At 41.8% G+C, this 22,457-nt stretch carries 25 protein-coding genes and 2 other annotated features; all 25 genes read left to right on the forward strand.

Features of this window, described 5'->3' with window-relative positions; translation table 11 throughout:
- Positions 1-860: 860 nt before the first annotated feature.
- The 25 genes from ACXAHI_RS19505 to ACXAHI_RS19625 all read left to right on the forward strand — a co-directional run bounded on the left by ACXAHI_RS19505 (position 861) and on the right by ACXAHI_RS19625 (position 22,301).
- Positions 861-1,574 (forward strand): MgtC/SapB family protein, encoded by a 714-nt coding sequence (locus ACXAHI_RS19505; RefSeq protein WP_474850711.1) that lies wholly within the window; start codon positions 861-863, stop codon positions 1,572-1,574.
- 144 nt (positions 1,575-1,718) lie between these two features.
- Entirely contained in the window at positions 1,719-2,183 is a 465-nt protein-coding gene (locus ACXAHI_RS19510; protein ID WP_270182761.1) for a CtsR family transcriptional regulator, read from the forward strand.
- A 29-nt stretch (positions 2,184-2,212) separates the two neighbouring features.
- A complete protein-coding gene (locus tag ACXAHI_RS19515) occupies positions 2,213-2,746 on the forward strand; it encodes a UvrB/UvrC motif-containing protein (protein ID WP_270182762.1) in 534 nt (177 codons plus the stop codon).
- Complete coding sequence (locus ACXAHI_RS19520) at positions 2,746-3,840, forward strand: protein arginine kinase (RefSeq protein WP_474850713.1); 1,095 nt, start codon at positions 2,746-2,748, stop codon at positions 3,838-3,840. Before ACXAHI_RS19515 ends, ACXAHI_RS19520 begins: the two co-directional genes overlap by 1 nt.
- Complete coding sequence (gene clpC, locus ACXAHI_RS19525; RefSeq protein WP_474850715.1) at positions 3,837-6,278, forward strand: ATP-dependent protease ATP-binding subunit ClpC; 2,442 nt, start codon at positions 3,837-3,839, stop codon at positions 6,276-6,278. Before ACXAHI_RS19520 ends, clpC begins: the two co-directional genes overlap by 4 nt.
- Positions 6,279-6,466: 188 nt before the next feature.
- On the forward strand, positions 6,467-7,840 hold the full coding sequence (radA, locus tag ACXAHI_RS19530) for a DNA repair protein RadA (RefSeq protein ID WP_474850717.1): 1,374 nt from the start codon (positions 6,467-6,469) through the stop codon (positions 7,838-7,840).
- A gap of 3 nt (positions 7,841-7,843) precedes the next feature.
- Complete coding sequence (disA, locus tag ACXAHI_RS19535) at positions 7,844-8,905, forward strand: DNA integrity scanning diadenylate cyclase DisA (RefSeq protein ID WP_474850719.1); 1,062 nt, start codon at positions 7,844-7,846, stop codon at positions 8,903-8,905.
- A gap of 159 nt (positions 8,906-9,064) precedes the next feature.
- On the forward strand, positions 9,065-10,162 hold the full coding sequence (locus ACXAHI_RS19540) for a PIN/TRAM domain-containing protein (RefSeq protein WP_474850721.1): 1,098 nt from the start codon (positions 9,065-9,067) through the stop codon (positions 10,160-10,162).
- 25 nt (positions 10,163-10,187) lie between these two features.
- A complete protein-coding gene (gene ispD / locus ACXAHI_RS19545; protein WP_270182767.1) occupies positions 10,188-10,880 on the forward strand; it encodes a 2-C-methyl-D-erythritol 4-phosphate cytidylyltransferase in 693 nt (230 codons plus the stop codon).
- Positions 10,880-11,353, forward strand: coding sequence for a 2-C-methyl-D-erythritol 2,4-cyclodiphosphate synthase (ispF, locus tag ACXAHI_RS19550; RefSeq protein WP_270182768.1), 474 nt, complete (start codon positions 10,880-10,882; stop codon positions 11,351-11,353). Before ispD ends, ispF begins: the two co-directional genes overlap by 1 nt.
- A 67-nt stretch (positions 11,354-11,420) precedes the next feature.
- Positions 11,421-12,890: a glutamate--tRNA ligase gene (gene gltX, locus ACXAHI_RS19555; protein WP_474850724.1), complete on the forward strand. Its 1,470-nt coding sequence runs from the start codon at positions 11,421-11,423 to the stop codon at positions 12,888-12,890.
- Positions 12,891-12,899: 9 nt separating this feature from the next.
- Positions 12,900-13,121 (forward strand) — a binding site (T-box leader).
- A gap of 73 nt (positions 13,122-13,194) precedes the next feature.
- The gene (gene cysE, locus ACXAHI_RS19560; RefSeq protein WP_270182770.1) at positions 13,195-13,845 is read left to right on the forward strand and encodes a serine O-acetyltransferase; all 651 of its coding nucleotides are present in this window, start codon (positions 13,195-13,197) and stop codon (positions 13,843-13,845) included.
- Positions 13,835-15,238: a cysteine--tRNA ligase gene (gene cysS / locus ACXAHI_RS19565; RefSeq protein ID WP_474850726.1), complete on the forward strand. Its 1,404-nt coding sequence runs from the start codon at positions 13,835-13,837 to the stop codon at positions 15,236-15,238. The genes cysE and cysS overlap by 11 nt, the downstream gene beginning before the upstream one ends.
- Entirely contained in the window at positions 15,238-15,657 is a 420-nt protein-coding gene (locus ACXAHI_RS19570) for a Mini-ribonuclease 3 (protein ID WP_474850728.1), read from the forward strand. Before cysS ends, ACXAHI_RS19570 begins: the two co-directional genes overlap by 1 nt.
- On the forward strand, positions 15,650-16,396 hold the full coding sequence (gene rlmB / locus ACXAHI_RS19575; protein WP_270182773.1) for a 23S rRNA (guanosine(2251)-2'-O)-methyltransferase RlmB: 747 nt from the start codon (positions 15,650-15,652) through the stop codon (positions 16,394-16,396). The genes ACXAHI_RS19570 and rlmB overlap by 8 nt, the downstream gene beginning before the upstream one ends.
- Positions 16,397-16,398: 2 nt before the next feature.
- Positions 16,399-16,908 (forward strand): NYN domain-containing protein, encoded by a 510-nt coding sequence (locus ACXAHI_RS19580; protein WP_224885265.1) that lies wholly within the window; start codon positions 16,399-16,401, stop codon positions 16,906-16,908.
- A 115-nt stretch (positions 16,909-17,023) separates the two neighbouring features.
- Entirely contained in the window at positions 17,024-17,674 is a 651-nt protein-coding gene (sigH, locus tag ACXAHI_RS19585; RefSeq protein WP_263623095.1) for an RNA polymerase sporulation sigma factor SigH, read from the forward strand.
- A 302-nt stretch (positions 17,675-17,976) separates the two neighbouring features.
- Positions 17,977-18,126 (forward strand): 50S ribosomal protein L33, encoded by a 150-nt coding sequence (gene rpmG, locus ACXAHI_RS19590; RefSeq protein WP_270182775.1) that lies wholly within the window; start codon positions 17,977-17,979, stop codon positions 18,124-18,126.
- A gap of 81 nt (positions 18,127-18,207) precedes the next feature.
- Positions 18,208-18,402 (forward strand): preprotein translocase subunit SecE, encoded by a 195-nt coding sequence (gene secE / locus ACXAHI_RS19595; RefSeq protein WP_270182776.1) that lies wholly within the window; start codon positions 18,208-18,210, stop codon positions 18,400-18,402.
- Between the two features lie 80 nt (positions 18,403-18,482).
- Complete coding sequence (nusG, locus tag ACXAHI_RS19600) at positions 18,483-19,016, forward strand: transcription termination/antitermination protein NusG (RefSeq protein WP_474850730.1); 534 nt, start codon at positions 18,483-18,485, stop codon at positions 19,014-19,016.
- Between the two features lie 145 nt (positions 19,017-19,161).
- The gene (gene rplK / locus ACXAHI_RS19605; protein WP_048313309.1) at positions 19,162-19,587 is read left to right on the forward strand and encodes a 50S ribosomal protein L11; all 426 of its coding nucleotides are present in this window, start codon (positions 19,162-19,164) and stop codon (positions 19,585-19,587) included.
- A 142-nt stretch (positions 19,588-19,729) separates the two neighbouring features.
- Positions 19,730-20,422 carry a 50S ribosomal protein L1 gene (gene rplA, locus ACXAHI_RS19610; RefSeq protein ID WP_270182778.1) on the forward strand — a complete coding sequence of 231 codons (693 nt, stop codon included), beginning with the start codon at positions 19,730-19,732 and terminating at the stop codon, positions 20,420-20,422.
- A 58-nt stretch (positions 20,423-20,480) separates the two neighbouring features.
- Positions 20,481-20,614 (forward strand) — a sequence feature (ribosomal protein L10 leader region).
- Positions 20,615-20,658: 44 nt separating this feature from the next.
- Complete coding sequence (gene rplJ / locus ACXAHI_RS19615; RefSeq protein WP_270182779.1) at positions 20,659-21,159, forward strand: 50S ribosomal protein L10; 501 nt, start codon at positions 20,659-20,661, stop codon at positions 21,157-21,159.
- Positions 21,160-21,214: 55 nt separating this feature from the next.
- Positions 21,215-21,577, forward strand: coding sequence for a 50S ribosomal protein L7/L12 (rplL, locus tag ACXAHI_RS19620; RefSeq protein WP_270182780.1), 363 nt, complete (start codon positions 21,215-21,217; stop codon positions 21,575-21,577).
- Positions 21,578-21,701: 124 nt separating this feature from the next.
- Positions 21,702-22,301 (forward strand): class I SAM-dependent methyltransferase, encoded by a 600-nt coding sequence (locus tag ACXAHI_RS19625; RefSeq protein WP_474850759.1) that lies wholly within the window; start codon positions 21,702-21,704, stop codon positions 22,299-22,301.
- Positions 22,302-22,457 lie beyond the last annotated feature (156 nt).

The raw sequence follows: 22,457 nt of genomic DNA on the forward strand, positions 1-22,457 counted from the left end.
GCGCCGATGGTAGTTGGGGGCTCTCCCCCTGCAAGAGTAGGACGTCGCTAGGCAAATGAGAAGTCAGAGCATTGAGCTCTGGCTTTTTTGTATGGTTTTGGTTTGTATCGTTGGACCGTAAGGTGAGTACCTTCATTGAGAAGACAAACAAGAACATCTTCGAAAGCTTCGTAGGGGTGGGAGAAGCAAGAAATTCGAGGAAGCAAGTGAGGCTGGACCGGAGTAGATATTCGGAGATCTATGAGGATCCAGCATCGCGCAGCTGACGAAGAAGTTCGCCGCTTATCGCGCCCCGTATGAGAACACGGAAGTTAAGCTCGCGCGCCGATGGTAGTTGGGGGCTCTCCCCCTGCAAGAGTAGGACGTCGCTAGGCAAGTGAGAAGTCAGAGCATAGAGCTCTGGCTTTTTTTGTTTTGTCTAAATGTGGAGTTGAGTCATCAGGGGTTCCTGAAAAGGGGTTTCGCGGATATATTCTCAGAATCGCGGATAAATGGCTAGATTTCGCGGATATGAATTGAAAAGCGCGGATATATCAGGATTATCGCGGATAAAATGAAAATTTCGCGAATATCCCCCGGATTCCCGCCCTAAGAAGGTCTTATCTGAATGTGCTTTTACCAAATCAATCGTTACAAACAACGCTTCGCTAATAAAACCAAACGACAGAGAAAAAATGAATTTTCCGCTGATATCCTTCCCAAAAGCGCAAATAATCCACTCCAGCATTCTACCCTAAAACAAACCCATTGCATCCTTTCTAATCTCTCCCAGTTCGAAGCAACAATCAATACATTCCACGTTAAACTTCATTAATAGAAGGGTAAAATACATCAAAAGAAAACAGAGAAAGGGATCTATCATGGAAGTATTCGACATTACACTAGCAGACAATTTCGATACGATATCGATACGGATTTTGATCGCAGCAGTATTAAGTGGAGTTATAGGTATCGAGAGAGAGTTTAAAAGGCACCCAGCAGGTTTTCGGACTCACATTCTTGTTGGGGTTGGAGCGTGTTTGATGATGCTATTATCTCTATATGGTTTTGAAGAATATAATGAGACTCACGCTAATATTAACTTTGACCCTTCTCGTATACCCTCATATGTCATAAGTGGTATAGGGTTTTTAGGTGCTGGAACTATATTAGCAAACGGTTGGACGGTGAGAGGGCTAACAACTGCAGCATCGATTTGGGTAGTTGCTGGGATAGGGTTAGTCGTCGGAGTAGGAATGATCTATGAGGCGATATTGACTACATCAATCGTTGTTTTGAGCCTTGTTTTCTTAAGCAAGATTGAGAAGCTCTACCTTTCTAAGTCACAGCATTGGGTGAATCTCTTTGTTGAGGAGGGGTTTTCGCTAAAATCTGTTATAGAAAAGATAGAGGAAATGGATATAAGTGTTCTAGAAATGAAAACGGATGATCCAAAAAAAGCGCAGTATGAGGGAGATAAGAAAATCTATACGTATTCAATCCTAGTGAATACAAATAATGCAACGAAACTCTCAACACTAGTCGATCACCTTAAAGAAATCGAGGAGATAAAAAGGATAAATTGCAAGGAATGAATGCCATATATTTGGGAATGATGGTAAGGTTCAAGCAAAGAATTGAAGAGACATGTTACTTTCCAATCCATTTGAAAAGCGTTATAATATACTTAACGTCAAATATAGTCAAAGTCAGTTTGGGGACGGAAGGGAGGCAGCGATGTGCGGAATGTTTCCGATGTAATTGAAGCATACATTAAGAAAATCTTAATGGTAGAAGGTAGAGATGCTGTTGAGATAAAAAGAAGTGAAATTGCTGATAAGTTTCAATGTGTTCCTTCTCAAATTAATTATGTAATCAACACCCGCTTTACGATTGAAAAAGGATATATTGTGGAAAGTAAAAGGGGTGGAGGCGGTTATATAAGAATATTAAAAGTGAAGCCTGAGACGCATGCAGATTTAATAGATGACATGCTGAATATGATTAAGACCCAAGTGCCACAGGCGGTATCTGAAAATATTATTCTAAGGCTGTTAGAAGAAGAGGTTATTTCAGCACGAGAAGCGAAGTTAATGCTAAGTGTTCTCGATCGAACAGTCATTACGATAGAGTTGCCGCTGAGAGATCACCTTAGAGCTAATATGCTGCGTGCAATGCTTACATCACTAAAATATAAGCAATAGCATTTGTGTACAAATAGGAGGGTTGCCCTATGACGTGCCAGGAATGTGGTGAGCGTCCTGCTACGCTCCACTTCACTAAGATAGTCAATGGACAAAAAACAGAGTTCCATATTTGTGAAGTGTGTGCCAAAGAAAAAGGTGAGGTTGAGCCAGGCACTAACCATTTTTCTATCCATAACTTATTATCGGGGTTATTAAATTTTGAAACACCGTTAAGCGAAAGTTCTTCACACCCTATTTACAATAGAGAACGGCAAAGTTGCCCGAAATGTGGATTAACGTATCAGCAATTCACACAAATCGGTCGATTTGGTTGTTCAGAATGCTACACTACGTTCTCAGAGAATCTTGATCCAATACTTAGAAAGGTACATGGTGGTAATACCGTTCATTCTGGCAAATTACCAAAACGTGCTGGAGCAGCGATTGAGATTGAACGTAAGGTACAAAATCTTCGCAGTAAAATGCAAGAATACATTCAGCAGGAGGAATTTGAAAAAGCTGCTGAAACGAGAGATTTAATTCGATCCCTCGAACATAAAGCGTCGGAAGGGGGAGAATGATGTCACTTCAGCGTTTTATCAGTGAAGCTGTTAGTCCATGGATGCAAGATGAAGGACCAGATTCAGATATTGTCATGAGTAGTAGAATAAGATTTGCACGAAATTTGAAGAATTATGTTTTTCCGGTTCTTTCTAACGGGCAGCAAAATTTAGAGGTTCTAGAAAGCATTAAGGAGAAATTTAATGAAGCTCCGAACGAAGAAATTGGGAAGCTTGAACTGATCGAGATTGAATCGCTTAGGCCTACACAGAAAAGAGTTCTTGTAGAAAAACATTTGGTTAGCCCAAATCTTGTAGAACAATCAAAAAATGGAGCAGTCTTACTTAGCGAGAATGAAACGATCAGCATAATGATAAATGAAGAAGATCATTTTCGTATTCAGTGCCTTGAAGCAGGGTTTAGATTGAAAGAAGCCTTAAACCTCGCGAATGCTTTGGATGACTGGATTGAGAGTAAGGTAGATTATGCGTTTGATAAGCGAAAAGGATATTTAACGAGCTGTCCAACGAATGTTGGCACTGGAATGAGGGCATCTGTTATGATGCATCTACCTGCTTTAGTGTTAACACAGCAGCTAAATCACATCATACCTGCAATCAACCAGCTAGGTCTTGTTGTTAGAGGGAGCTACGGTGAAGGAAGTGAAGCTCAAGGGAACATTTTTCAAATATCAAACCAGATTACATTAGGTAAGACCGAGAATGATATTATTGAGGACCTCCAGGGCGTAGTGATGCAAGTCATTGAAAAAGAACGATCAGCAAGAAGGATGTTGCTAGATAATTCAAGAATTGAATTGGAAGACAGAATCTATCGTTCTCTTGGAACTCTTGAGAATAGCAGAATCATTCAATCGAAGGAAGCTGCGAAGTGTCTTTCAAATGTTCGGTTAGGAATCGATATCGGTCTTGTAGCTGGTATCTCTAAATCAATTCTTAACGAGCTAGTAATTCTAACTCAACCAGGTTTTCTTCAGCAATATGCAGGTGCAAGCCTTAATCCTGCAGAACGTGATATTAAACGAGCCACATTAATTAGAGAGAGACTTGAACTAGAAAAACAAACGAAGAAATCGGAGGGTGATGAACGATGATGTTTGGACGATTTACAGAGCGTGCTCAAAAAGTGCTCGCATTAGCACAGGAAGAAGCGATTCGTCTTGGTCATAACAATGTCGGGACTGAACATATCCTATTAGGCTTGATTCGTGAAGGCGAAGGAATTGCTGCTAAGGCATTGACTGCTCTTGGTCTTGGCTCAGAAAAGATTCAGAAAGAAGTAGAAAAGCTGATTGGTAGAGGGCAAGATTCTGTCCAGTCTATTCACTACACACCTCGTGCTAAGAAAGTAATCGAACTATCGATGGATGAAGCACGTAAGCTAAGCCATTCTTATGTTGGCACAGAGCATATCCTATTAGGTTTAATTCGCGAAGGTGAGGGCGTAGCAGCAAGAGTGCTCAACAACCTTGGTGTTAGCTTGAATAAAGCTCGTCAGCAAGTTCTTCAACTTTTAGGAAGCAATGAAAGTTCTTCATCTAGTCATCAGGGGGCAGGAGCTAGTGCTAATACCCCAACTCTAGATGGTCTTGCTAGAGATCTAACAGTCATTGCACGTGACGGTGGACTGGATCCCGTAATCGGTCGTAGTAAAGAAATCGAACGTGTTATTGAGGTATTGAGCCGTAGAACGAAGAATAACCCAGTTCTTATCGGTGAACCAGGTGTTGGTAAAACGGCCATTGCAGAAGGTCTAGCACAGCAGATCATCAATAACGAAGTTCCTGAGACACTTCGTGATAAGCGCGTCATGACACTCGATATGGGTACAGTAGTAGCTGGTACAAAATATCGTGGTGAATTTGAAGATCGTCTTAAGAAAGTGATGGATGAAATTCGTCAGGCAGGAAACATCATCCTATTCATCGATGAACTTCACACCCTTATCGGTGCCGGTGGAGCAGAAGGTGCGATCGATGCATCTAACATCTTGAAGCCAGCGCTAGCACGTGGAGAGCTTCAATGTATCGGAGCAACTACGCTAGATGAATATAGAAAATATATCGAAAAAGATGCAGCATTAGAGCGTCGTTTCCAACCGATTCAGGTAAACGAACCGACAAGCGACGAGTCAGCTCTTATTCTAAAAGGTCTACGCGACCGTTATGAAGCACATCATCGCGTAACGATTACAGATGAAGCAATCGACGCTGCGGTAAAACTTTCAGATCGCTATATTTCAGATCGTTTCCTTCCAGACAAAGCGATCGATTTGATCGATGAAGCTGCTTCAAAAGTGCGCCTACGCTCTTATACAGCTCCTCCGAATCTAAAAGAGCTAGATAAGAAGCTTGAGGAAGTTCGGAAAGAGAAGGATGCAGCTGTACAGAGTCAAGAGTTTGAGAAGGCAGCATCTTTAAGAGATTCTGAACAACGCTTGAGAGAAGAACTTGAGCAGACTAAGAAAGAATGGAAAGAAAAACAGGGTAAAGAGAATCAAGAAGTTTCCCCTGATGATATTGCAATCGTCGTAGCAAACTGGACGGGGATTCCAGTATCAAAACTTGAAGAACAAGAAACAGAGCGGCTGTTGAAAATGGAAGAGATCCTTCATAATCGCTTGATCGGGCAAGAAGAAGCTGTCAAATCTATTTCCAAAGCGGTTCGAAGAGCTCGTGCCGGGCTAAAAGATCCTAAGCGTCCGATCGGATCATTCATCTTCTTAGGACCTACGGGTGTTGGTAAAACTGAACTCGCTAGAGCCGTTGCTGAAACGCTGTTTGGCGAAGAAGATTCAGTGATCAGAATCGACATGTCAGAGTATATGGAAAAACACGCTACTTCAAGACTAGTAGGTTCGCCTCCAGGCTATGTGGGCTATGAGGAAGGTGGTCAACTTACAGAAAAAGTTAGACGTAAGCCATACTCTGTTATTCTGCTAGATGAAATTGAAAAAGCTCACCCAGACGTCTTTAACATCTTACTTCAAGTACTAGAAGATGGCCGTTTGACAGATTCTAAAGGGCGCGTAGTCGACTTCCGAAATACGGTCGTTATTATGACTTCAAACGTAGGAGCAAGTACGCTGAAGCGTAATAAATACGTTGGCTTCACAACAGGATCTGAAGGCGAAGAGTACAATGATATGAAGAGTAAAGTGATGGATGAGCTGAAGAAAACGTTCCGTCCAGAATTCTTAAACCGTATCGATGAAATCATTGTGTTCCATTCTCTTGAGAAGAAACACTTAAAAGAAATCATCGTACTGATGGCGAACCAGTTAAAAACTCGCCTCTCAGACCATGGTATTGAATTCGAACTTTCTGATCCTGCTCTCGACAAGATTGCAGAGGAAGGATACGATCCAGACTATGGAGCTCGTCCGTTGAGAAGAGCACTTCAACGTCACATTGAAGATCGTCTTTCTGAAGAACTGCTAAAAGGCAGCATCGAAAAAGGTCAGCGCGTGAAAATCGACTACAAGAACGAAGATTTCGTAGTTGAAACGCTGTCTGAAGCAACGTCTAAGTAAAATGTTTCTACCGGAAGGCTGCTGTCTTCCGGTTTTCTTATTTTTATAGGCATGTTTCGTCTCAATAAAGGGAAAAGAACAGCGAGTATTTCCATACATAGGCAAGTGCTGTAAGGTCATAGGACCTTGAAAGTTGTGATATGATGATATAAGAAAAAGTGTTCGGTACATTGAAGGTGGGGAAGAAGATGGCTAAGAAAAAAACGAAGTTTATGTGTCAAGACTGTGGTTATGAATCTGCGAAATGGATGGGGAAATGCCCAGGCTGTCATCAGTGGAATACGATGGTAGAAGAGTTTGTTCCATCTGACACTGATCGCAGACGCTTTGTAACCTCTAATGATACGACAACAAGCAAACCTGAATCGATCCGAAATGTGAAAAAGGAGAAAGAGGATCGCATTTTAACAGGAATTGTAGAACTTGATCGCGTATTAGGGGGAGGAATCGTTCCAGGCTCTCTTGCTCTTGTAGGAGGAGACCCAGGGATCGGAAAGTCTACGTTATTATTACAAACTTCATCAAAACTTGCAGAAAGAGACCACCCAGTTCTTTATATTTCTGGTGAAGAGTCTGTGAAGCAAACGAAGCTCCGAGCAGACCGATTAGGGGTAGATGCAGAAAAACTATTTGTATTAGCTGAGACTGATTTAGAGTATATTAGTAAAGCGATAGATGAAATTGAACCACAACTCGTCATTATCGATTCAATTCAAACCATATTTCGATCGGAAGTTACATCTGCGCCAGGAAGCGTTTCCCAAGTAAGAGAATGTACTTCACAATTGATGAGAATAGCGAAAACACGTGGAATCGCGATCTTTATCGTTGGCCATGTAACAAAAGAAGGATCGATTGCAGGACCTCGTCTACTTGAGCATATGGTTGATGCAGTTTTATATTTTGAAGGAGAACGCCACCATACGTTCAGAATTCTAAGAGGTGTCAAAAATCGATTCGGATCAACGAATGAAATAGGTGTTTTCGAGATGAAAGAAGAGGGTCTCGAAGAAGTTCTAAATCCTTCAGAAATCTTCCTTGAAGAGCGGTCATCAGGTGCAGCAGGTTCCACTGTTGTCGCTTCGATGGAAGGGACGAGGACTGTTTTAGTAGAGATTCAAGCGCTAATATCACCAACAAGTTTTGGAAATCCTAGAAGAACAGCAACGGGTATTGATCATAATCGAGTCTCACTACTGATGGCGGTTCTAGAAAAACGGGTCGGACTACTTCTTCAAAATCAGGATGCATACCTAAATGTTGCGGGTGGTGTAAGGCTAGATGAACCGGCGATCGATTTAGCCATTGCTATTTCAGTAGCTTCCAGTTTCCGTGATAAACCGACGAGAGCTACTGACATCGTTGTTGGAGAAATTGGCCTTACCGGGGAAATCAGACGAGTATCGAGAATCGAACAACGTGTGCAAGAGGCAGCAAAGCTTGGCTTTGAGAGAGCGATTATTCCTAAGAAGAATATCGGCGGATGGTCATTTCCAGAAGGAATTCAGGTAATAGGTGTTCAAACCGTAGATGAAGCATTAAACGAAGCATTGGGAGGTTAACTGATGGAAACAGAAAAAAAGCAGGAGGTAATCAATGACATCTTAAAGATAGTGGCGCCCGGTACGATGTTACGACAGGGCATCGATAACATATTACGAGCGAAAACGGGTGGATTGATCGTTGTCGGCTATAACGGAAAAGTGCAAGATTTAGTTGATGGTGGGTTTTCAATCGACTGTCGTTTCACACCAGCCTATCTATATGAACTCGCTAAAATGGATGGCGCAATCATCATCAATAAAGAGGCAAACAAAATTCTTTATGCAAACACGCAGTTAATACCAGATACCACGATTCCCTCAACAGAAACCGGAATTCGCCATCGAACCGCAGAGCGTGTCGCCAAGCAAACAGGCAATCTAGTGATTTCGATCTCTCAAAGACGAAACGTTATCACGCTATACCAGGGCAACATTCGCTATTCATTGAAAGAGATCGGCGTTATTTTGACAAAAGCAAATCAAGCGATGCAGACGCTTGAAAAGTATAAATCAGTACTAGATCAAGGGATAACCGATCTTGGAGCTCTTGAATTCGAAGAGCTTGCCACCTTGCAAGAGGTAGCGCAAGTTATTCATAGAATAGAAATGGTGCTTAGAATTAAGCAGGAGATATTAAATTATATAAACGAGCTCGGTACTGAGGGACGATTGATCAGCATGCAGATGGAAGAGCTCGTAACAAACCTAGAAGCAGAGGCAAGATGGCTGATCGGAGACTATGTTAAGGATGTCGACGAAACACCAGCAGATGTTATGAAGAGGTTGAAAAAACTAACGAGCGATGATTTGCTTGAAGATCATTCGATCATGAAAATATTAGGGTATGAAGAACAAAACGAAGCTGTGAAACCAAGGGGATATCGGATCTTACATAAGATTCCTCGCTTACCTTCAAATATCATAGAGAACCTTGTTAGTAGTTTTGGGAACCTAAATGATATTGCTACCGCTTCTATAGAAGAGTTAGATAAAGTTGAAGGAATTGGAGAAATTCGGGCGAAAAAAATAAAAGCGGGCTTGAAACGCATTCAGGAACAGTTGTTTGTAGATCGGCATATATAGGGCGAACAAATAGACATTCAATAGGGGCTGTGCTACTCTATAATTAATTTATATGCATAAAAGCTAACCTATTATCATACTATAAAATTCGCAAACTTCAAGAATAACGTTTCAATTTTAGTAAATTGTATATAATGATAGAAGGAGGTGAAAACGTCGATGATAAAGTGGATCATTCAGTTATTTTTTATCATTTTAGGCGGCGCGCTGGGCTTAATTTACTTACCAGAACTCATTCAATTACTCAATATAGGTGACATCCCATCCGTTTTCAGTAATTCTTATGCAGGTGCTGTGATCGGAGCGGTTCTATTTTTCCTAGCAACTTTTTGGATAACAGATTATATCGTTGATTTTATTCGCATCATTGAAGAGAAGGTTGTTAAGGCTCCAGTAGGTGATGTTTTATTTGGGACAATTGGGCTGATTATTGGACTTATAGTTGCATTTTTAATTAATATGCCTCTGGCTGAAATTAAGCTGCCAGTCGTAAGCAATGTTCTGCCTATATTCATGACTGTACTTTGTGGTTATTTTGGGTTTCAAGTTGGGTTCAAGAAACGTGATGAACTTATCAACCTATTCAATAACAACAAAGGTAGAGAGAAGAAGCGAGAGTCTGAGGAACCAGAGATCGATTCTGGCTCATCAAAGCTAAAGATCCTCGATACAAGTGTCATCATCGATGGACGAATCGCTGACATATGTCAAACTGGCTTCCTCGAAGGGACGCTTGTCATTCCGCAGTTTGTCCTTGAAGAACTCCAGCATATTGCTGATTCTTCAGATGTTTTAAAGAGAAACAGAGGCCGACGAGGTCTAGATATTTTAAACAAAGTACAAAAAGAGCTCGCAATAAACGTTGAGATCTATGAAGGAGATTTTGATGACATTCAAGAGGTGGACAGTAAGCTAGTGAAGCTTGCTAAGCTTGTGAATGGAATGGTGGTTACGAACGACTTCAATCTTAACAAAGTGTGCGAACTGCAAAAGGTTCAAGTGCTTAATATCAATGATCTTGCAAATGCAGTTAAGCCCGTTGTCCTTCCTGGAGAAGAGCTTAATGTACAGGTGATCAAGGACGGGAAAGAATACAACCAGGGAGTTGCATACCTGGATGATGGTACAATGATCGTAGTAGAAGACGGTAGAGACTACATTGGTAAAACAATCGATGTTCTTGTGACGAGCGTACTGCAAACATCTGCTGGACGTATGATTTTTGCCAAGCCTAAATTGCTTGAAAAGGCGCTCTAGGGGATAGCTAACGGGGGTTCTAGGTTTGAAGTATTCTGTTGTTATACCTGCAGCAGGCCAGGGGAAGCGTATGAATGCAGGTAAAAATAAACAATTTATCATGCTTGATGAAAAGCCGATTATCGTGCATACGATATCGGTTTTTCAGAGTGATAAGAACTGTGAAGAAATTGTATTAGCAGTAAATGAACGAGAACATGAGGACTTTCATTTATTGATCAGGGAGTATAACCTTACGAAGGTTACTAGGGTCGTCACAGGTGGCAGAGAACGGCAGCAAAGTGTATACGAAGGCCTGAAGGCGCTAGATGGCGAAAAGGTCGTTCTTATTCACGATGGCGCTCGTCCTTTCTTTACACTCGATATGGCTTCTAGTTTAGCGGAGGCTGCCTCTACATATGACGGCGCAGTAGTGGCTGTGCCGGTAAAAGATACCGTAAAGCAGGTAAGTGATTTAAAGGTTGATAAAACCATTGATCGATCAAGCTTGTGGGCAGTTCAAACTCCGCAGGCTTTTCGTCTTTCTATCATAAAGGACATTCATCGTTGGGCCGAAGAGAACAATATCGTTGGGACAGATGATGCAAGTCTTGTAGAAATGAACGGAAGGACCGTTAAGATTATTCCAGGCGACTATTGGAATGTTAAATTAACGACTCCTGAAGATTTAATTTTCGCTAGGGCTATATTAAGAGAGAAGAAGGAGAGTGGATCTTAATGCGAATCGGGCATGGATTTGATGTACATCAGCTTGTCGAGGGACGCCCTTGTATCATTGGTGGCGTTACAATTCCCTTTGAGAAAGGGTTACTAGGTCATTCAGATGCAGATGTATTGCTTCATTCTGTGGCAGATGCCTGTCTTGGAGCTATTGGGGAAGGAGATATCGGGAAGCATTTTCCTGATACGGATGAGGCATTTAAAGATGCAGATTCGAAAGAACTTCTGCGCCATGTTTTTCACATTGTGAAAGAAAAGGGCTACGTTCTTGGAAACGTAGACTGTACGATTATTGCGCAGATGCCGAAGATGGCTCCTCATATCTCTGCGATGCGTGAAGTCATTGCAGAACTCCTTGAAGCAGAGCTTGAACAAGTGAATGTCAAAGCGACAACTTCAGAGAAGTTAGGGTTTACAGGTAGAGGAGAGGGCATCGCGGCAGAAGTAGTCGTCTTACTACAAACCAGTTGACCGATAATTTGACTCTAATGGTAAAATAATAAGACAGTTAAAGATAAAATTAATGGTGGTGTATAAAATGGGAAACGAAGTTAGGGTGCGATATGCGCCAAGTCCAACGGGGTATCTACATATAGGGAATGCTCGTACTGCATTATTTAACTATCTGTTTGCAAGAAGTCAGAACGGTAAATTCATTATTCGAATCGAGGATACTGATCAAACTCGTAACGTTGAGGGTGGCGAACAGAATCAACTCGATTACTTAAAATGGCTAGGTATGGACTGGGATGAAAGCATTGACAAAGAAGGCGAGTTTGGCCCTTATCGTCAGATGGAACGCCTTGATATTTATACAAAGCACACGACTGAACTTCTTGAAAAAGACCTTGCTTACAAGTGTTACTGTACGGAAGACGAGTTAGAAGCTGAGCGGGAAGCGCAGCGTGCACGAGGAGAAATGCCTCGCTACTCTGGTAAATGTCGTCATCTAACTGAAGAAAAGCGTGAAGCGCTAGAAGCGGAAGGCCGCGAGCCAAGTATTCGCTTTGCAGTCCCTCGCGACAGAGAATTTTCATTCGACGATATTGTAAAAGAACGCGTTTCGTTCGATTCCAATGGCATCGGTGACTTTGTTATTGTGAAAAAGAATGGAATTCCAACTTACAACTATGCGGTAGCGCTAGATGATCATTATATGAAGATCTCTCACGTGCTGCGCGGAGATGATCATATCTCAAACACACCGAAACAGCTCATGATTTACGATGCGTTCGGGTTTGAACCACCTAAATTCGGTCACATGACACTGATCGTAAATGATCAGAAGAAGAAGTTAAGTAAACGCGATAAGTCGATCGTTCAATACATTGAGCAATACCACGACCTTGGTTTCCTACCAGAGGCGCTGTTTAACTTTATTACGTTGCTCGGTTGGTCACCGAAGGGCGAAGAAGAAGTATTTACGAAGGAAGAGTTGATTGAAATCTTTGATGCGGAGCGCTTATCAACGTCTCCAGCAGTATTTGATTCACAAAAACTGTACTGGATGAATAACCAGTATATTAAAGCTGCTAGCCTTGATCGAGTAGTGGACCTTACTCTTCCACATCTTATTGAAGCGGGTCGTTTGTCAGAAGAGATGACAGATGAGCAGCACCAGTGGGCGAAAGAGCTTATTTCTCTTTATCAAGAGCAGCTTCATTATGGAAAAGAAATTGTCGAGCTTACAGAGTTGTTCTTTAAGCAAGAAATTAATTATAATGAAGAAGCAATGGCTGTACTGAACGAAGAGCAAGTGTCTGAAGTGATGGAAGGTTTTCTTCATCAGCTTGAAGAAGTGGCTAATTTTGAGCCAGCTGAAATCAAAGCTGCAATTAAAGCAACGCAAAAAGCTACGGGTCATAAAGGTAAGAAACTGTTTATGCCGATTCGAGTTGCTACTACTGGCGAAACACACGGACCTGAGCTACCGAATGCGATTTCCCTGTTAGGTAGAGAAACAGTGAAAGCACGTTTGAATCAGGTTATCGGATTAAGCCAATCCTAAGCATAAAATATAAAAACGATGATGAGGAGAAGTAAGTGAATGGCATCTTATTAGAGAGAGCCGTCTCGGCTGAAAGCGGCTTAAGTATGTCTTCACTGAAATGCACCTCTGAGTCTTCTACAGAACTTCTGTAAGAAAAGTATGTAGGAGCGGTAACCGCCGTTAATGGTGAAAGGTATTTCCTTATGGGAGATATAAAACAGAGTGGAACCACGCGAAAGCGTCTCTGTGTGATTAATGTAATCACACAGAGACGCTTTTTTTAATAAGCTGTTTTAATCAAAAAAGGGGAGGGATGAATTCAGTGTGGAAGACAATGAAACAGGATATAGATGTCGTCTTTGATCAAGATCCGGCTGCAAGAAGTTACTTTGAGGTGATTTTGACCTATGCAGGACTTCATGCGATCTGGTCACATAGGTTCGCTCATTGGTTTTGGAAGAAAAAGTTCTTCTTCTTAGCACGATTCGTTTCTCAAATCAGTCGCTTTTTCACTGGGATTGAAATTCACCCCGGAGCAACGATTGGGCAACGCTGTTTTATCGACCATGGAATGGGCGTGGTTATTGGGGAAACCTGTGAGATCGGGAATAACGTAACACTGTTCCAAGGAGTCACTCTTGGAGGAACAGGTAAAGAAAAAGGGAAACGGCACCCTACGTTAGAGGATAATACGCTTGTCGCTACAGGAGCGAAAGTTCTAGGTTCGATTACGATTGGAGAGAATTCGAAGGTAGGAGCGGGGTCAGTGGTGTTGCAGAATGTTCCTGCAAATTCAACGGTCGTCGGTATTCCAGGAAAAGTTGTGATTCAAAATGGCGTCAAAGTGCCCCATGATCTTGAGCATCATAATATGCCAGACCCAGTAGCAGATAAATTTAAGCAGATGGAAAAAGAAATGCGTTCGTTACAAGAACAATTAGAGAAGCTAAGGAGTGAAAAAGATGGCGATTAGACTATATAACACTGTGACACAAAAGAAGGAAGACTTTCAGCCAATAGAAGAAGGTAAGGTAATGATGTATGTGTGTGGTCCTACCGTATACAACTATATCCATATCGGAAATGCGCGCCCAGCGATCGTATTCGATGTTGTTCGTCGCTATCTAGAATATCGAGGATACGATGTGCGATATGTTTCTAATTTTACAGATGTAGACGATAAGTTGATCCGTGCTGCAAATGAGCTGGGAGTAGAAGTTCCGGAAGTCGCTGAACGTTTCATCGATGCCTATCATGAGGACGTTGGCGCACTAGGAGTACTCAAAGCAGATGAGCATCCTAGAGTAACGGAAAACATGGAGGAAATCATCACTTTTATCTCCGCTTTGATTGAGAAAGGGTTCGCATATGAATCTGAAGGAGATGTCTATTTTAGAACGAGAGAATTTGAGGGATATGGTAAGCTTTCTCATCAATCGATCGACGAACTGAAACTTGGCTCACGAATTGTCGTAGGTGAGAAGAAAGAAGATCCGTTAGACTTTACCCTATGGAAGCAGGCTAAAGAAGAAGAGATTTCGTGGGAGAGCCCATGGGGAGCAGGTCGACCAGGCTGGCACATCGAGTGCTCTGCGATGGCAAAGAAATACCTTGGTGACACGATCGATATTCATGCAGGTGGTAAAGACCTCGCTTTTCCACACCATGAGAACGAAGTTGCACAAACAGAAGCCCTAACAGGAAAGTCTTTTGCGAATTATTGGCTGCATAACGGGTATATCAATATTAATAACGAAAAAATGTCTAAGTCACTCGGTAACTTTGTGCTCGTGCATGATCTGATCAAACAACATGATCCAGAGGCTATCCGATTCTTTATGTTATCTGTTCATTATCGCAATCCAATCAACTTCAATCACGAGCTTCTGCAGAGTGCGAAGACTGGTTTGGTGCGTATCAAGGATACTGTAGAGAATTTAACACATCGACTTGAAAATAGTGCGGACCTTGCAAAAGATGCAGACGAATGGAAGCGAAAAATCAAAACGTATCATGACCGTTTCGTTACAGAGATGGATGATGATTTTAACACAGCAAACGCAATCTCCATTTTATTTGAACTATCGAAGGAAGCAAATCTTTATTTGCAAGAATCAAATTCATCAAAAGATGTGCTAGAGATGTTCTTAGAGCGATTTAAGGACATTGGATCTGTACTTGGTCTTTCGTTTGAACAAGAACAGGGCCTCCTTGATGAGGACATCGATCAATTGATCGAAGAACGAAATCAAGCTAGAAAGCAACGCAACTTTGCAAGAGCGGATGAGATTCGCGATGAATTGAAGGAGCAGGGAATTCTTTTAGAAGATACACCACAGGGCGTTCGTTGGAAGAGGAGCGAGTAATGAAAGAATTAGACGTAAAACAGCTAAATTCATTAGCTTTGGCTTATATGGGAGACTCAGTGATTGAGATCCACGTTAGAGAGCGGCTTTTATCACTGGGTCATATAAGACCGAACCAGCTTCATAAAACAGCAACGAAATATGTATCAGCTAAAGCACAGGCTGCGTATCTTCACGATCTTTTGGACAAGGATGCTCTCACAGAAGAAGAAATAGGGGTCGTGCGCAGAGGAAGAAATGCGAAGTCAGGAACCGTTCCTAAAAACACGTCAGTGAGCACGTACAAATATTCCACAGCTCTAGAAGCGTTGTTTGGATACTTGTACTTAGAGGGGAATGCAGAACGACAGCATGAGTTGCTTGAGAAATTTTATAAATTTGTGGAAGAACCGAAGAAAGAAGTGAAATCTGATGGGTAAAGAGTTTATCGTAGGCCGAAATGCAGTGTTAGAAGCACTAAAGTCAGGTCATGAAATTAATAAAATCTGGATTAATGAAGGATCGCAAAAAGGGCCGCTTCAACCTATTGTACAAAAGGCAAAGGCGCAAAATGTTCTTGTTCAATTTGTGCCAAAGAAGAAGTTAGAGCAACTCTCAGGAGAATCAAATCATCAAGGCGTAGTGGCTTCGATTGCTGCATACGAATATGCAGATCTTGAAGATCTCTTTCAGAAGGCGGAGGAATCTGGTGAGCAGCCTTTGTTTCTAATTCTTGATGAAATCGAAGATCCTCACAACCTTGGATCCATTTTGAGAACGGCTGATTCAGTTGGGGCTCATGGTGTGATTATACCTAAGCGGAGAGCTGTTGGACTCACATCGACAGTTGCAAAGTCATCAACCGGGGCGCTCGAATATGTGCCAGTAGCGAGAGTGACGAATCTTGCTCGTACGATGGATGAACTGAAGGATAGAGGAATCTGGTTCGTAGGAACAGATGCTAAAGGTGGACAAGATTACCGAGAAGCGTCATACGACATGGGGATTGGACTTGTTATTGGTAGTGAAGGCAAAGGGATTGGTCGCTTAATTAAAGATAAATGTGACTTCCTCGTTAGCCTTCCGATGGCTGGTAAAGTTACGTCGCTAAACGCTTCAGTAGCGGCTGGTCTAATGATGTATGAAGTCTACCGACAACGTCATCCCCTAGGAGAATAATCATGGATGTGCTGCTTGTTGATGGCTATAATATTATCGGCGCCTGGCCTGAACTTAGGACATTAAAAGATAATGATTTTAGTAAAGCCCGCGAGCTATTAATCGAATATATGGCTGAATATCAAGCATACACAGGGTATAGGGTGATCGTCGTATTTGACGCTCACCTCGCCCGTGGTGTGGAGAAGAAAAATAGTTTGTATGGCGTAGAGATCATTTACACAAGAGAGAACGAAACAGCGGATGAACGGATTGAAAAGCTTGCGAGGGAACTTAAAGATATCCGCACTCAAGTTCATGTGGCTACCTCTGATTATACGGAGCAGTGGGCAATCTTTGGCCAAGGCGCATTAAGAAAGTCAGCTCGGGAGTTATACAATGAAATGCAGCGAATCGAAAAGGGTATCGAAAAAAGAGTTGATAAGGTTAATAGAGAAAATCGCTCAACAGGCTTGTTTTTGTCTGAAGAAGTTAGCGAAATATTTGAAAAATGGAGAAGAGGCGGTAAATAGTAGGTTGACGATTTTTCGACATGTCCTGTATAATATTTCTATATAGCGTACTGGTCGGGGGGAACGCATATTGAGCACAGTAGACCTCAAGGAAAGCACGGTAGATAATGAGCAGCTGACAGCAGGCCAAAGACACCTGGAAGAAGTAGCGTTCGATCAACTTGATGATGAATTGCTAGTAGTGATGGTTCATGAAGGTCATAGTCGAGCGTTGGAACATCTGATTACGAAGTATAAAAATTTCGTACGCGCTAAAGCGAGGTCATATTTTCTTATTGGAGCAGACCGCGAAGACATCATTCAAGAAGGGATGATCGGTCTCTACAAAGCTATTCGTGATTTTAGAGGAGACAAGTTCTCATCTTTTAAAGCGTTTGCCGAACTGTGCATCACCCGGCAGATGATTACAGCGATCAAAACTGCAACGAGACAAAAGCACATTCCGCTAAATTCTTATGTATCGTTAGACAAACCAATCTACGATGAAGAATCTGATCGGACGTTGCTAGATGTCATTTGCGGCACGAAGGTCACAGATCCTGAAGAACTCATCATTAATCAAGAAGAATTTGATGACATAGAACTTAAAATGTCAGAAATTTTGAGCGATTTAGAAAGAAAAGTGTTGATGCTTTATCTTGATGGACGTTCTTATCAGGAGATTTCTGTGGATTTAAATCGTCATGTCAAGTCCATTGATAACGCGCTTCAACGTGTGAAACGTAAGCTCGAACGCTATTTGGAACTGCGTGAAGTAAGCCTTTAATATGGACAAGCCTCAAGCAGGGGAATTCTTTCCCCTGTTTTTTCTTTGCTAGTGTCCTTCCAGCCTTTATTGACACTCCGAATCGTGCTGTGATAAATTGATAGATGTACTAATATGTACTTTTTGCTAGATTTTTCAACGAACGTCACAGCGTCACTGAACGTTTTTTTATTTTTGTCTTTTTTATGCTGTATAAATGTATGGATTTATATAAAATAAAAGGTGAAGCTAATGTCATACCATCAATATCGGTATGATTTGCTCAACAAACTTCAAACTGCGTGGCTTAGGAAGGTGTCATTATGCGTAAAAAAGTAGCACTAGCATGTGTCCAATGCAATAGCCGTAACTACACAACTATGAAAAACTCTCAAGCAAACCCAGCCCGCATCGAAGTGAACAAGTATTGTAAATACTGTGATGCGCACTCAGTGCATCGTGAAACAAAGTAAAGGGCGTTCGAATATCGGACGAACAATTATAATGATTCTCGGGGGAGTTTATTTCCACCAGACAATTGGGGGTAGCAGGTAATGGCAAGTATTGTACAACGTTCTGGTAAGTTCTTACGTGAAGTGACAAGAGAAATGAAGCGAGTGAGTTGGCCTACGCGCAAGGATCTAACACGCTATACGATCGTAACGGTTTCAACAGTTATTTTCGTAGCGGTATTTTTTGCTTTGGTTGACCAGGGTATTTCTTCACTTATCCGCCTCATTTTAGGTTAATTCGTTATAAATCTTTCACTATCAGGTTAGAATGATAGAGTAAATGAGTTGGGGAGGGAAGGACGACTAGTCCTGTATATATGGAAAAAAGATGGTATGTTGTTCATACGTATTCTGGGTATGAAAACAAAGTAAAGACAAACCTTGAAAAAAGAGTTGAATCAATGGGCATGACAGATAAAATCTTTCGTGTTCTTGTACCAGTAGAGGAAGAAACAGAAATTAAGAACGGTAAGAAGAAAACCGTCTTAAAGAAAGTATTCCCTGGTTATGTTATAGCTGAAATGGTTATGACAGACGACTCATGGTATGTAGTTCGTAACACCCCTGGGGTAACTGGCTTCGTAGGATCAGCAGGTGCAGGTTCAAAACCAACAGCACTTCTTCCTGAAGAAGTTGAAAATCTTCTGAAGCAGATGGGGATGGAACAGCCGAAAGCGGATGTTGATTTCGAACTACAGGAAAAAGTTAAGGTTAAAGAAGGTCCTTTCGCTGACTTTGTTGGTTCGATCGAAGGCATCGACACAGACAAAGGAAAGGTGAAAGTACACGTTAACATGTTTGGCCGTGAGACTCCTGTAGAGCTTGATTTTGGACAAGTTGAGAAGATCTAAAAGAAAAGCTCTTGAAAAACATTTTTATTAATGATAGAATTTTAATGTTTCATGAGTCTCATACCAATCGAGACATTATTTGATATAAAGGTGGGAGGGTGAAAACACCCAAATACCACATCACGGACTTAAGGAGGTGTGTCGCGTGGCTAAAAAGGTAATTAAAGTTGTTAAGTTGCAAATCCCGGCTGGGAAGGCGAATCCCGCACCGCCAGTTGGACCTGCACTAGGTCAGGCTGGAGTTAACATCATGGGATTCTGTAAAGAGTTCAATGCTCGTACTTCTGACCAGGCTGGCATGATTATTCCAGTTGAAATCACGGTTTTTGAAGACCGTTCATTTACATTTATCACAAAAACTCCACCAGCTGCAGTTCTTCTTAAGAAGGCAGCAGGAATCGAGTCAGGTTCTGGTGAACCTAACCGCAACAAAGTTGCGACTGTAAAGCGTGATAAAGTGCGTGAGATCGCTGAAACAAAGATGCCAGATCTTAACGCAGCAAATGTTGATTCCGCAATGCGTATGGTTGAAGGAACTGCACGCAGCATGGGAATTACGATCGAAGACTAATGTGTCACAAGCTGTTGCGATTAAAAGGGATTCCTGCCTGTAACTTTACAGGTTCGCAACTTTTATTATGATATCGGGTAATCCTGGTGTCATAAATAGTGGGAGGTTAATCCGCTAAACCACATTCAAGGAGGAACACAAAATGGCAAAAAGAGGTAAAAGATACCAAGAGGCTGCGAAGCTAGTTGATCGTACAACTTTCTACGAGCCTCAAGAAGCAGTAGAACTCGTTCAAAAGACTTCTATTGGAAACTTTGATGGAACAGTTGAAGCAGCAGTACGTCTAGGAGTAGACCCTAAGAAAAACGACCAACAGGTTCGTGGCGCGGTAGTACTTCCTAACGGAACTGGTAAAACTCAACGCGTTCTTGTATTCGCGAAAGGCGAAAAAGCTAAAGAAGCTGAAGCAGCAGGCGCTGACTATGTTGGAGATGCTGAGTTCATCAACAAAATCAACCAAGGTTGGTTCGAGTTTGATGTAATCGTTGCGACTCCAGACATGATGGGCGAAGTTGGTAAGCTTGGTCGTGTACTAGGACCAAAAGGCTTAATGCCAAACCCGAAAACTGGAACAGTAACATTCGACGTTGAGAAAGCTGTTAACGAAATCAAAGCTGGTAAAGTAGAGTACCGCGTAGATCGTGCTGGAAATGTTCACGCACCAATCGGTAAAGTATCTTTCGAAGCTGATAAGCTTGTTGAAAACTTGAACACTCTAGTTGAAACGCTTATCAAGGTTAAACCTGCAGCTGCAAAAGGAACTTACATCAAGAACGTTTCTGTAACATCTACAATGGGACCTGGTGTAAAAGTTAACGCTTCTAGCTACCGCTAATAAAATTAGCTATTGACTTTAGCGTTTATATTTTATATACTTTAAAATGTTGTTTGATAAGTTAATACTTTCTGTACCGTAGACAGCAGGGGTGCTAGGCACTTAATATCCTGCCGAGGTGTGAAGTGTTTCGATACAAGTGATCGTTAATGCCTTCATGTCTTCGGATGTGAAGGCTTTTTATATGACCTCATACTCCGGAACGGTATAGACACATTTCTATAGGAGGTGGAACAATGAGCAGTGCAGTTGAACAAAAAAAGAAGCTAGTTACGGAAATTGCAGACAAACTTCGCGATAGCCAATCAACAATTTTTGTTGACTACCGTGGACTTGATGTAAGTGAAGTAACTGAACTTCGTAAACAATTGCGTGATGCAGATGTTGAATTCCGTGTTTACAAAAACACAATGACTCGTCGCGCTGCAGAAGAGCTTGAACTTACTGATTTAAATGAACACCTTGTCGGACCTACGGCAGTCGCGTTCAGTAATCAAGATGTTGTTGCTCCTGCTAAAATCTTGAACAACTTTGCTAAAGATCATCAAGCTCTTGAAATCAAGACTGGTGTCATCGAAGGTAGCGTTGTTTCATACGAAAAGATCAAGGAACTTGCGGATCTACCGAACCGCGACGGACTACTTTCTATGTTGCTATCTGTGCTACAAGCACCTATGCGCAACATGGCATTGGCTACAAAAGCTGTTGCCGATCAAAAAGAAGATCAAGGCGCGTAAGTTTACGGCCTATCAATTCGGTTAATAAAAAACAACTATTAAGGAGGATTTACTCATGAGTAACGAGCAAATCATTGAAGCAATCAAAGAAATGACAGTTCTTGAGCTTAACGACCTAGTTAAAGCTATCGAAGAAGAATTTGGTGTAACTGCAGCGGCTCCAGTAGCAGCAGCAGGTGGCGCAGCTGAAGGTGCTGCAGAAGAGAAGACTGAATTTGACGTAGTTCTTGAATCTGCTGGAAGCAGCAAGATCAAAGTCATCAAAGTCGTTCGCGAAATCACTGGTCTTGGCTTGAAAGAAGCTAAAGAACTAGTTGACGGTGCTCCAAGCCCAATTAAAGAAGGCGTATCAAAAGAAGAAGCTGACGAAATGAAATCTAAGCTTGAAGAAGTTGGCGCTGCAATCGAAGTTAAGTAATTGGTTTGAAACAAAAAGCTCGCTTTTAAAAGCGAGCTTTTTGTAGTTTAAAAGTAATTGTAGGTTATGAATGGTTTAAAGCTGGATATGCTTGTAGATGATGGCAATGAAAAGAGGGATTGCGATGGGAGAGCATTACTATACGAGGAAGCCTGAAGTGAAAAGTCAACCCAACCAAATCACGGAAGTTTTGCGAGGGTCTAAGTTTCAATTCACGACAGATTCCGGAGTTTTCTCAAAGAAAGAAGTTGATTTTGGCAGTAAACTTCTTATCGAATCATTTGTAGAACCGGAAGTAGAAGGAAACGTTGCTGATGTTGGGTGCGGATATGGACCTATTGGGATATCGCTCGCTTCTCAGTTTCCTGAACGCCGATTTTACATGTTGGACATTAATGAGCGCGCAGTAGATCTAGCGATGTCGAATGCAGCTCGTAACAACGTGTCGAATGTATCCGTGATGACAAGTGATCAGCTTAGTTCTGTAAAAGACCGAACATTTGCGTGCGTTATTACAAACCCGCCTATTCGAGCAGGCAAACAAGTCGTGCATGGTATTTTTGAAGAAGCCCACGGTGTATTGAAGGAAAACGGAGCCCTTTGGGTCGTGATCCAGAAAAAACAGGGTGCTCCATCCGCTATTGCAAAGCTTGAAGAAATGTTCCAAACGGTCGAAACGGTTGTCAAAAAGAAAGGATACTATATTCTTAAAGCAGTCAAGTAAAATATTAGATTATCCTTTGACTTCGTAGACAGGCTGTGCTAATATATTATAATGCCAATGATGGATTTTCCAGGCCTTTTTTGTGTCGAAAAGACGCGAAGTATATTATACTTGAGACTGGGAAAACTAATATAATCGCTTATAGATAAGGGGAAA

The sequence above is a fragment of the Anaerobacillus sp. ABD4_527 genome, from assembly GCF_056160805.1.

What these genes read in the sequence shown, in the direction of transcription:
- rlmB (WP_270182773.1), top strand. Translation starts at nt 15,650, where the DNA reads ATGGGTAAAGAGTTTATCGTAGGCCGAAATGCAGTGTTAGAAGCACTA.
- ACXAHI_RS19505 (WP_474850711.1), top strand. Translation starts at nt 861, where the DNA reads ATGGAAGTATTCGACATTACACTAGCAGACAATTTCGATACGATATCG.
- ACXAHI_RS19540 (WP_474850721.1), top strand. Translation starts at nt 9,065, where the DNA reads ATGATAAAGTGGATCATTCAGTTATTTTTTATCATTTTAGGCGGCGCG.
- radA (WP_474850717.1), top strand. Translation starts at nt 6,467, where the DNA reads ATGGCTAAGAAAAAAACGAAGTTTATGTGTCAAGACTGTGGTTATGAA.
- gltX (WP_474850724.1), top strand. Translation starts at nt 11,421, where the DNA reads ATGGGAAACGAAGTTAGGGTGCGATATGCGCCAAGTCCAACGGGGTAT.
- rplJ (WP_270182779.1), top strand. Translation starts at nt 20,659, where the DNA reads ATGAGCAGTGCAGTTGAACAAAAAAAGAAGCTAGTTACGGAAATTGCA.
- ACXAHI_RS19625 (WP_474850759.1), top strand. Translation starts at nt 21,702, where the DNA reads ATGGGAGAGCATTACTATACGAGGAAGCCTGAAGTGAAAAGTCAACCC.
- secE (WP_270182776.1), top strand. Translation starts at nt 18,208, where the DNA reads ATGGCAAGTATTGTACAACGTTCTGGTAAGTTCTTACGTGAAGTGACA.
- rpmG (WP_270182775.1), top strand. Translation starts at nt 17,977, where the DNA reads ATGCGTAAAAAAGTAGCACTAGCATGTGTCCAATGCAATAGCCGTAAC.
- disA (WP_474850719.1), top strand. Translation starts at nt 7,844, where the DNA reads ATGGAAACAGAAAAAAAGCAGGAGGTAATCAATGACATCTTAAAGATA.
- nusG (WP_474850730.1), top strand. Translation starts at nt 18,483, where the DNA reads ATGGAAAAAAGATGGTATGTTGTTCATACGTATTCTGGGTATGAAAAC.
- ACXAHI_RS19515 (WP_270182762.1), top strand. Translation starts at nt 2,213, where the DNA reads ATGACGTGCCAGGAATGTGGTGAGCGTCCTGCTACGCTCCACTTCACT.
- clpC (WP_474850715.1), top strand. Translation starts at nt 3,837, where the DNA reads ATGATGTTTGGACGATTTACAGAGCGTGCTCAAAAAGTGCTCGCATTA.
- ACXAHI_RS19580 (WP_224885265.1), top strand. Translation starts at nt 16,399, where the DNA reads ATGGATGTGCTGCTTGTTGATGGCTATAATATTATCGGCGCCTGGCCT.
- cysS (WP_474850726.1), top strand. Translation starts at nt 13,835, where the DNA reads ATGGCGATTAGACTATATAACACTGTGACACAAAAGAAGGAAGACTTT.
- ACXAHI_RS19520 (WP_474850713.1), top strand. Translation starts at nt 2,746, where the DNA reads ATGTCACTTCAGCGTTTTATCAGTGAAGCTGTTAGTCCATGGATGCAA.
- rplL (WP_270182780.1), top strand. Translation starts at nt 21,215, where the DNA reads ATGAGTAACGAGCAAATCATTGAAGCAATCAAAGAAATGACAGTTCTT.
- ACXAHI_RS19570 (WP_474850728.1), top strand. Translation starts at nt 15,238, where the DNA reads ATGAAAGAATTAGACGTAAAACAGCTAAATTCATTAGCTTTGGCTTAT.
- ispF (WP_270182768.1), top strand. Translation starts at nt 10,880, where the DNA reads ATGCGAATCGGGCATGGATTTGATGTACATCAGCTTGTCGAGGGACGC.
- rplA (WP_270182778.1), top strand. Translation starts at nt 19,730, where the DNA reads ATGGCAAAAAGAGGTAAAAGATACCAAGAGGCTGCGAAGCTAGTTGAT.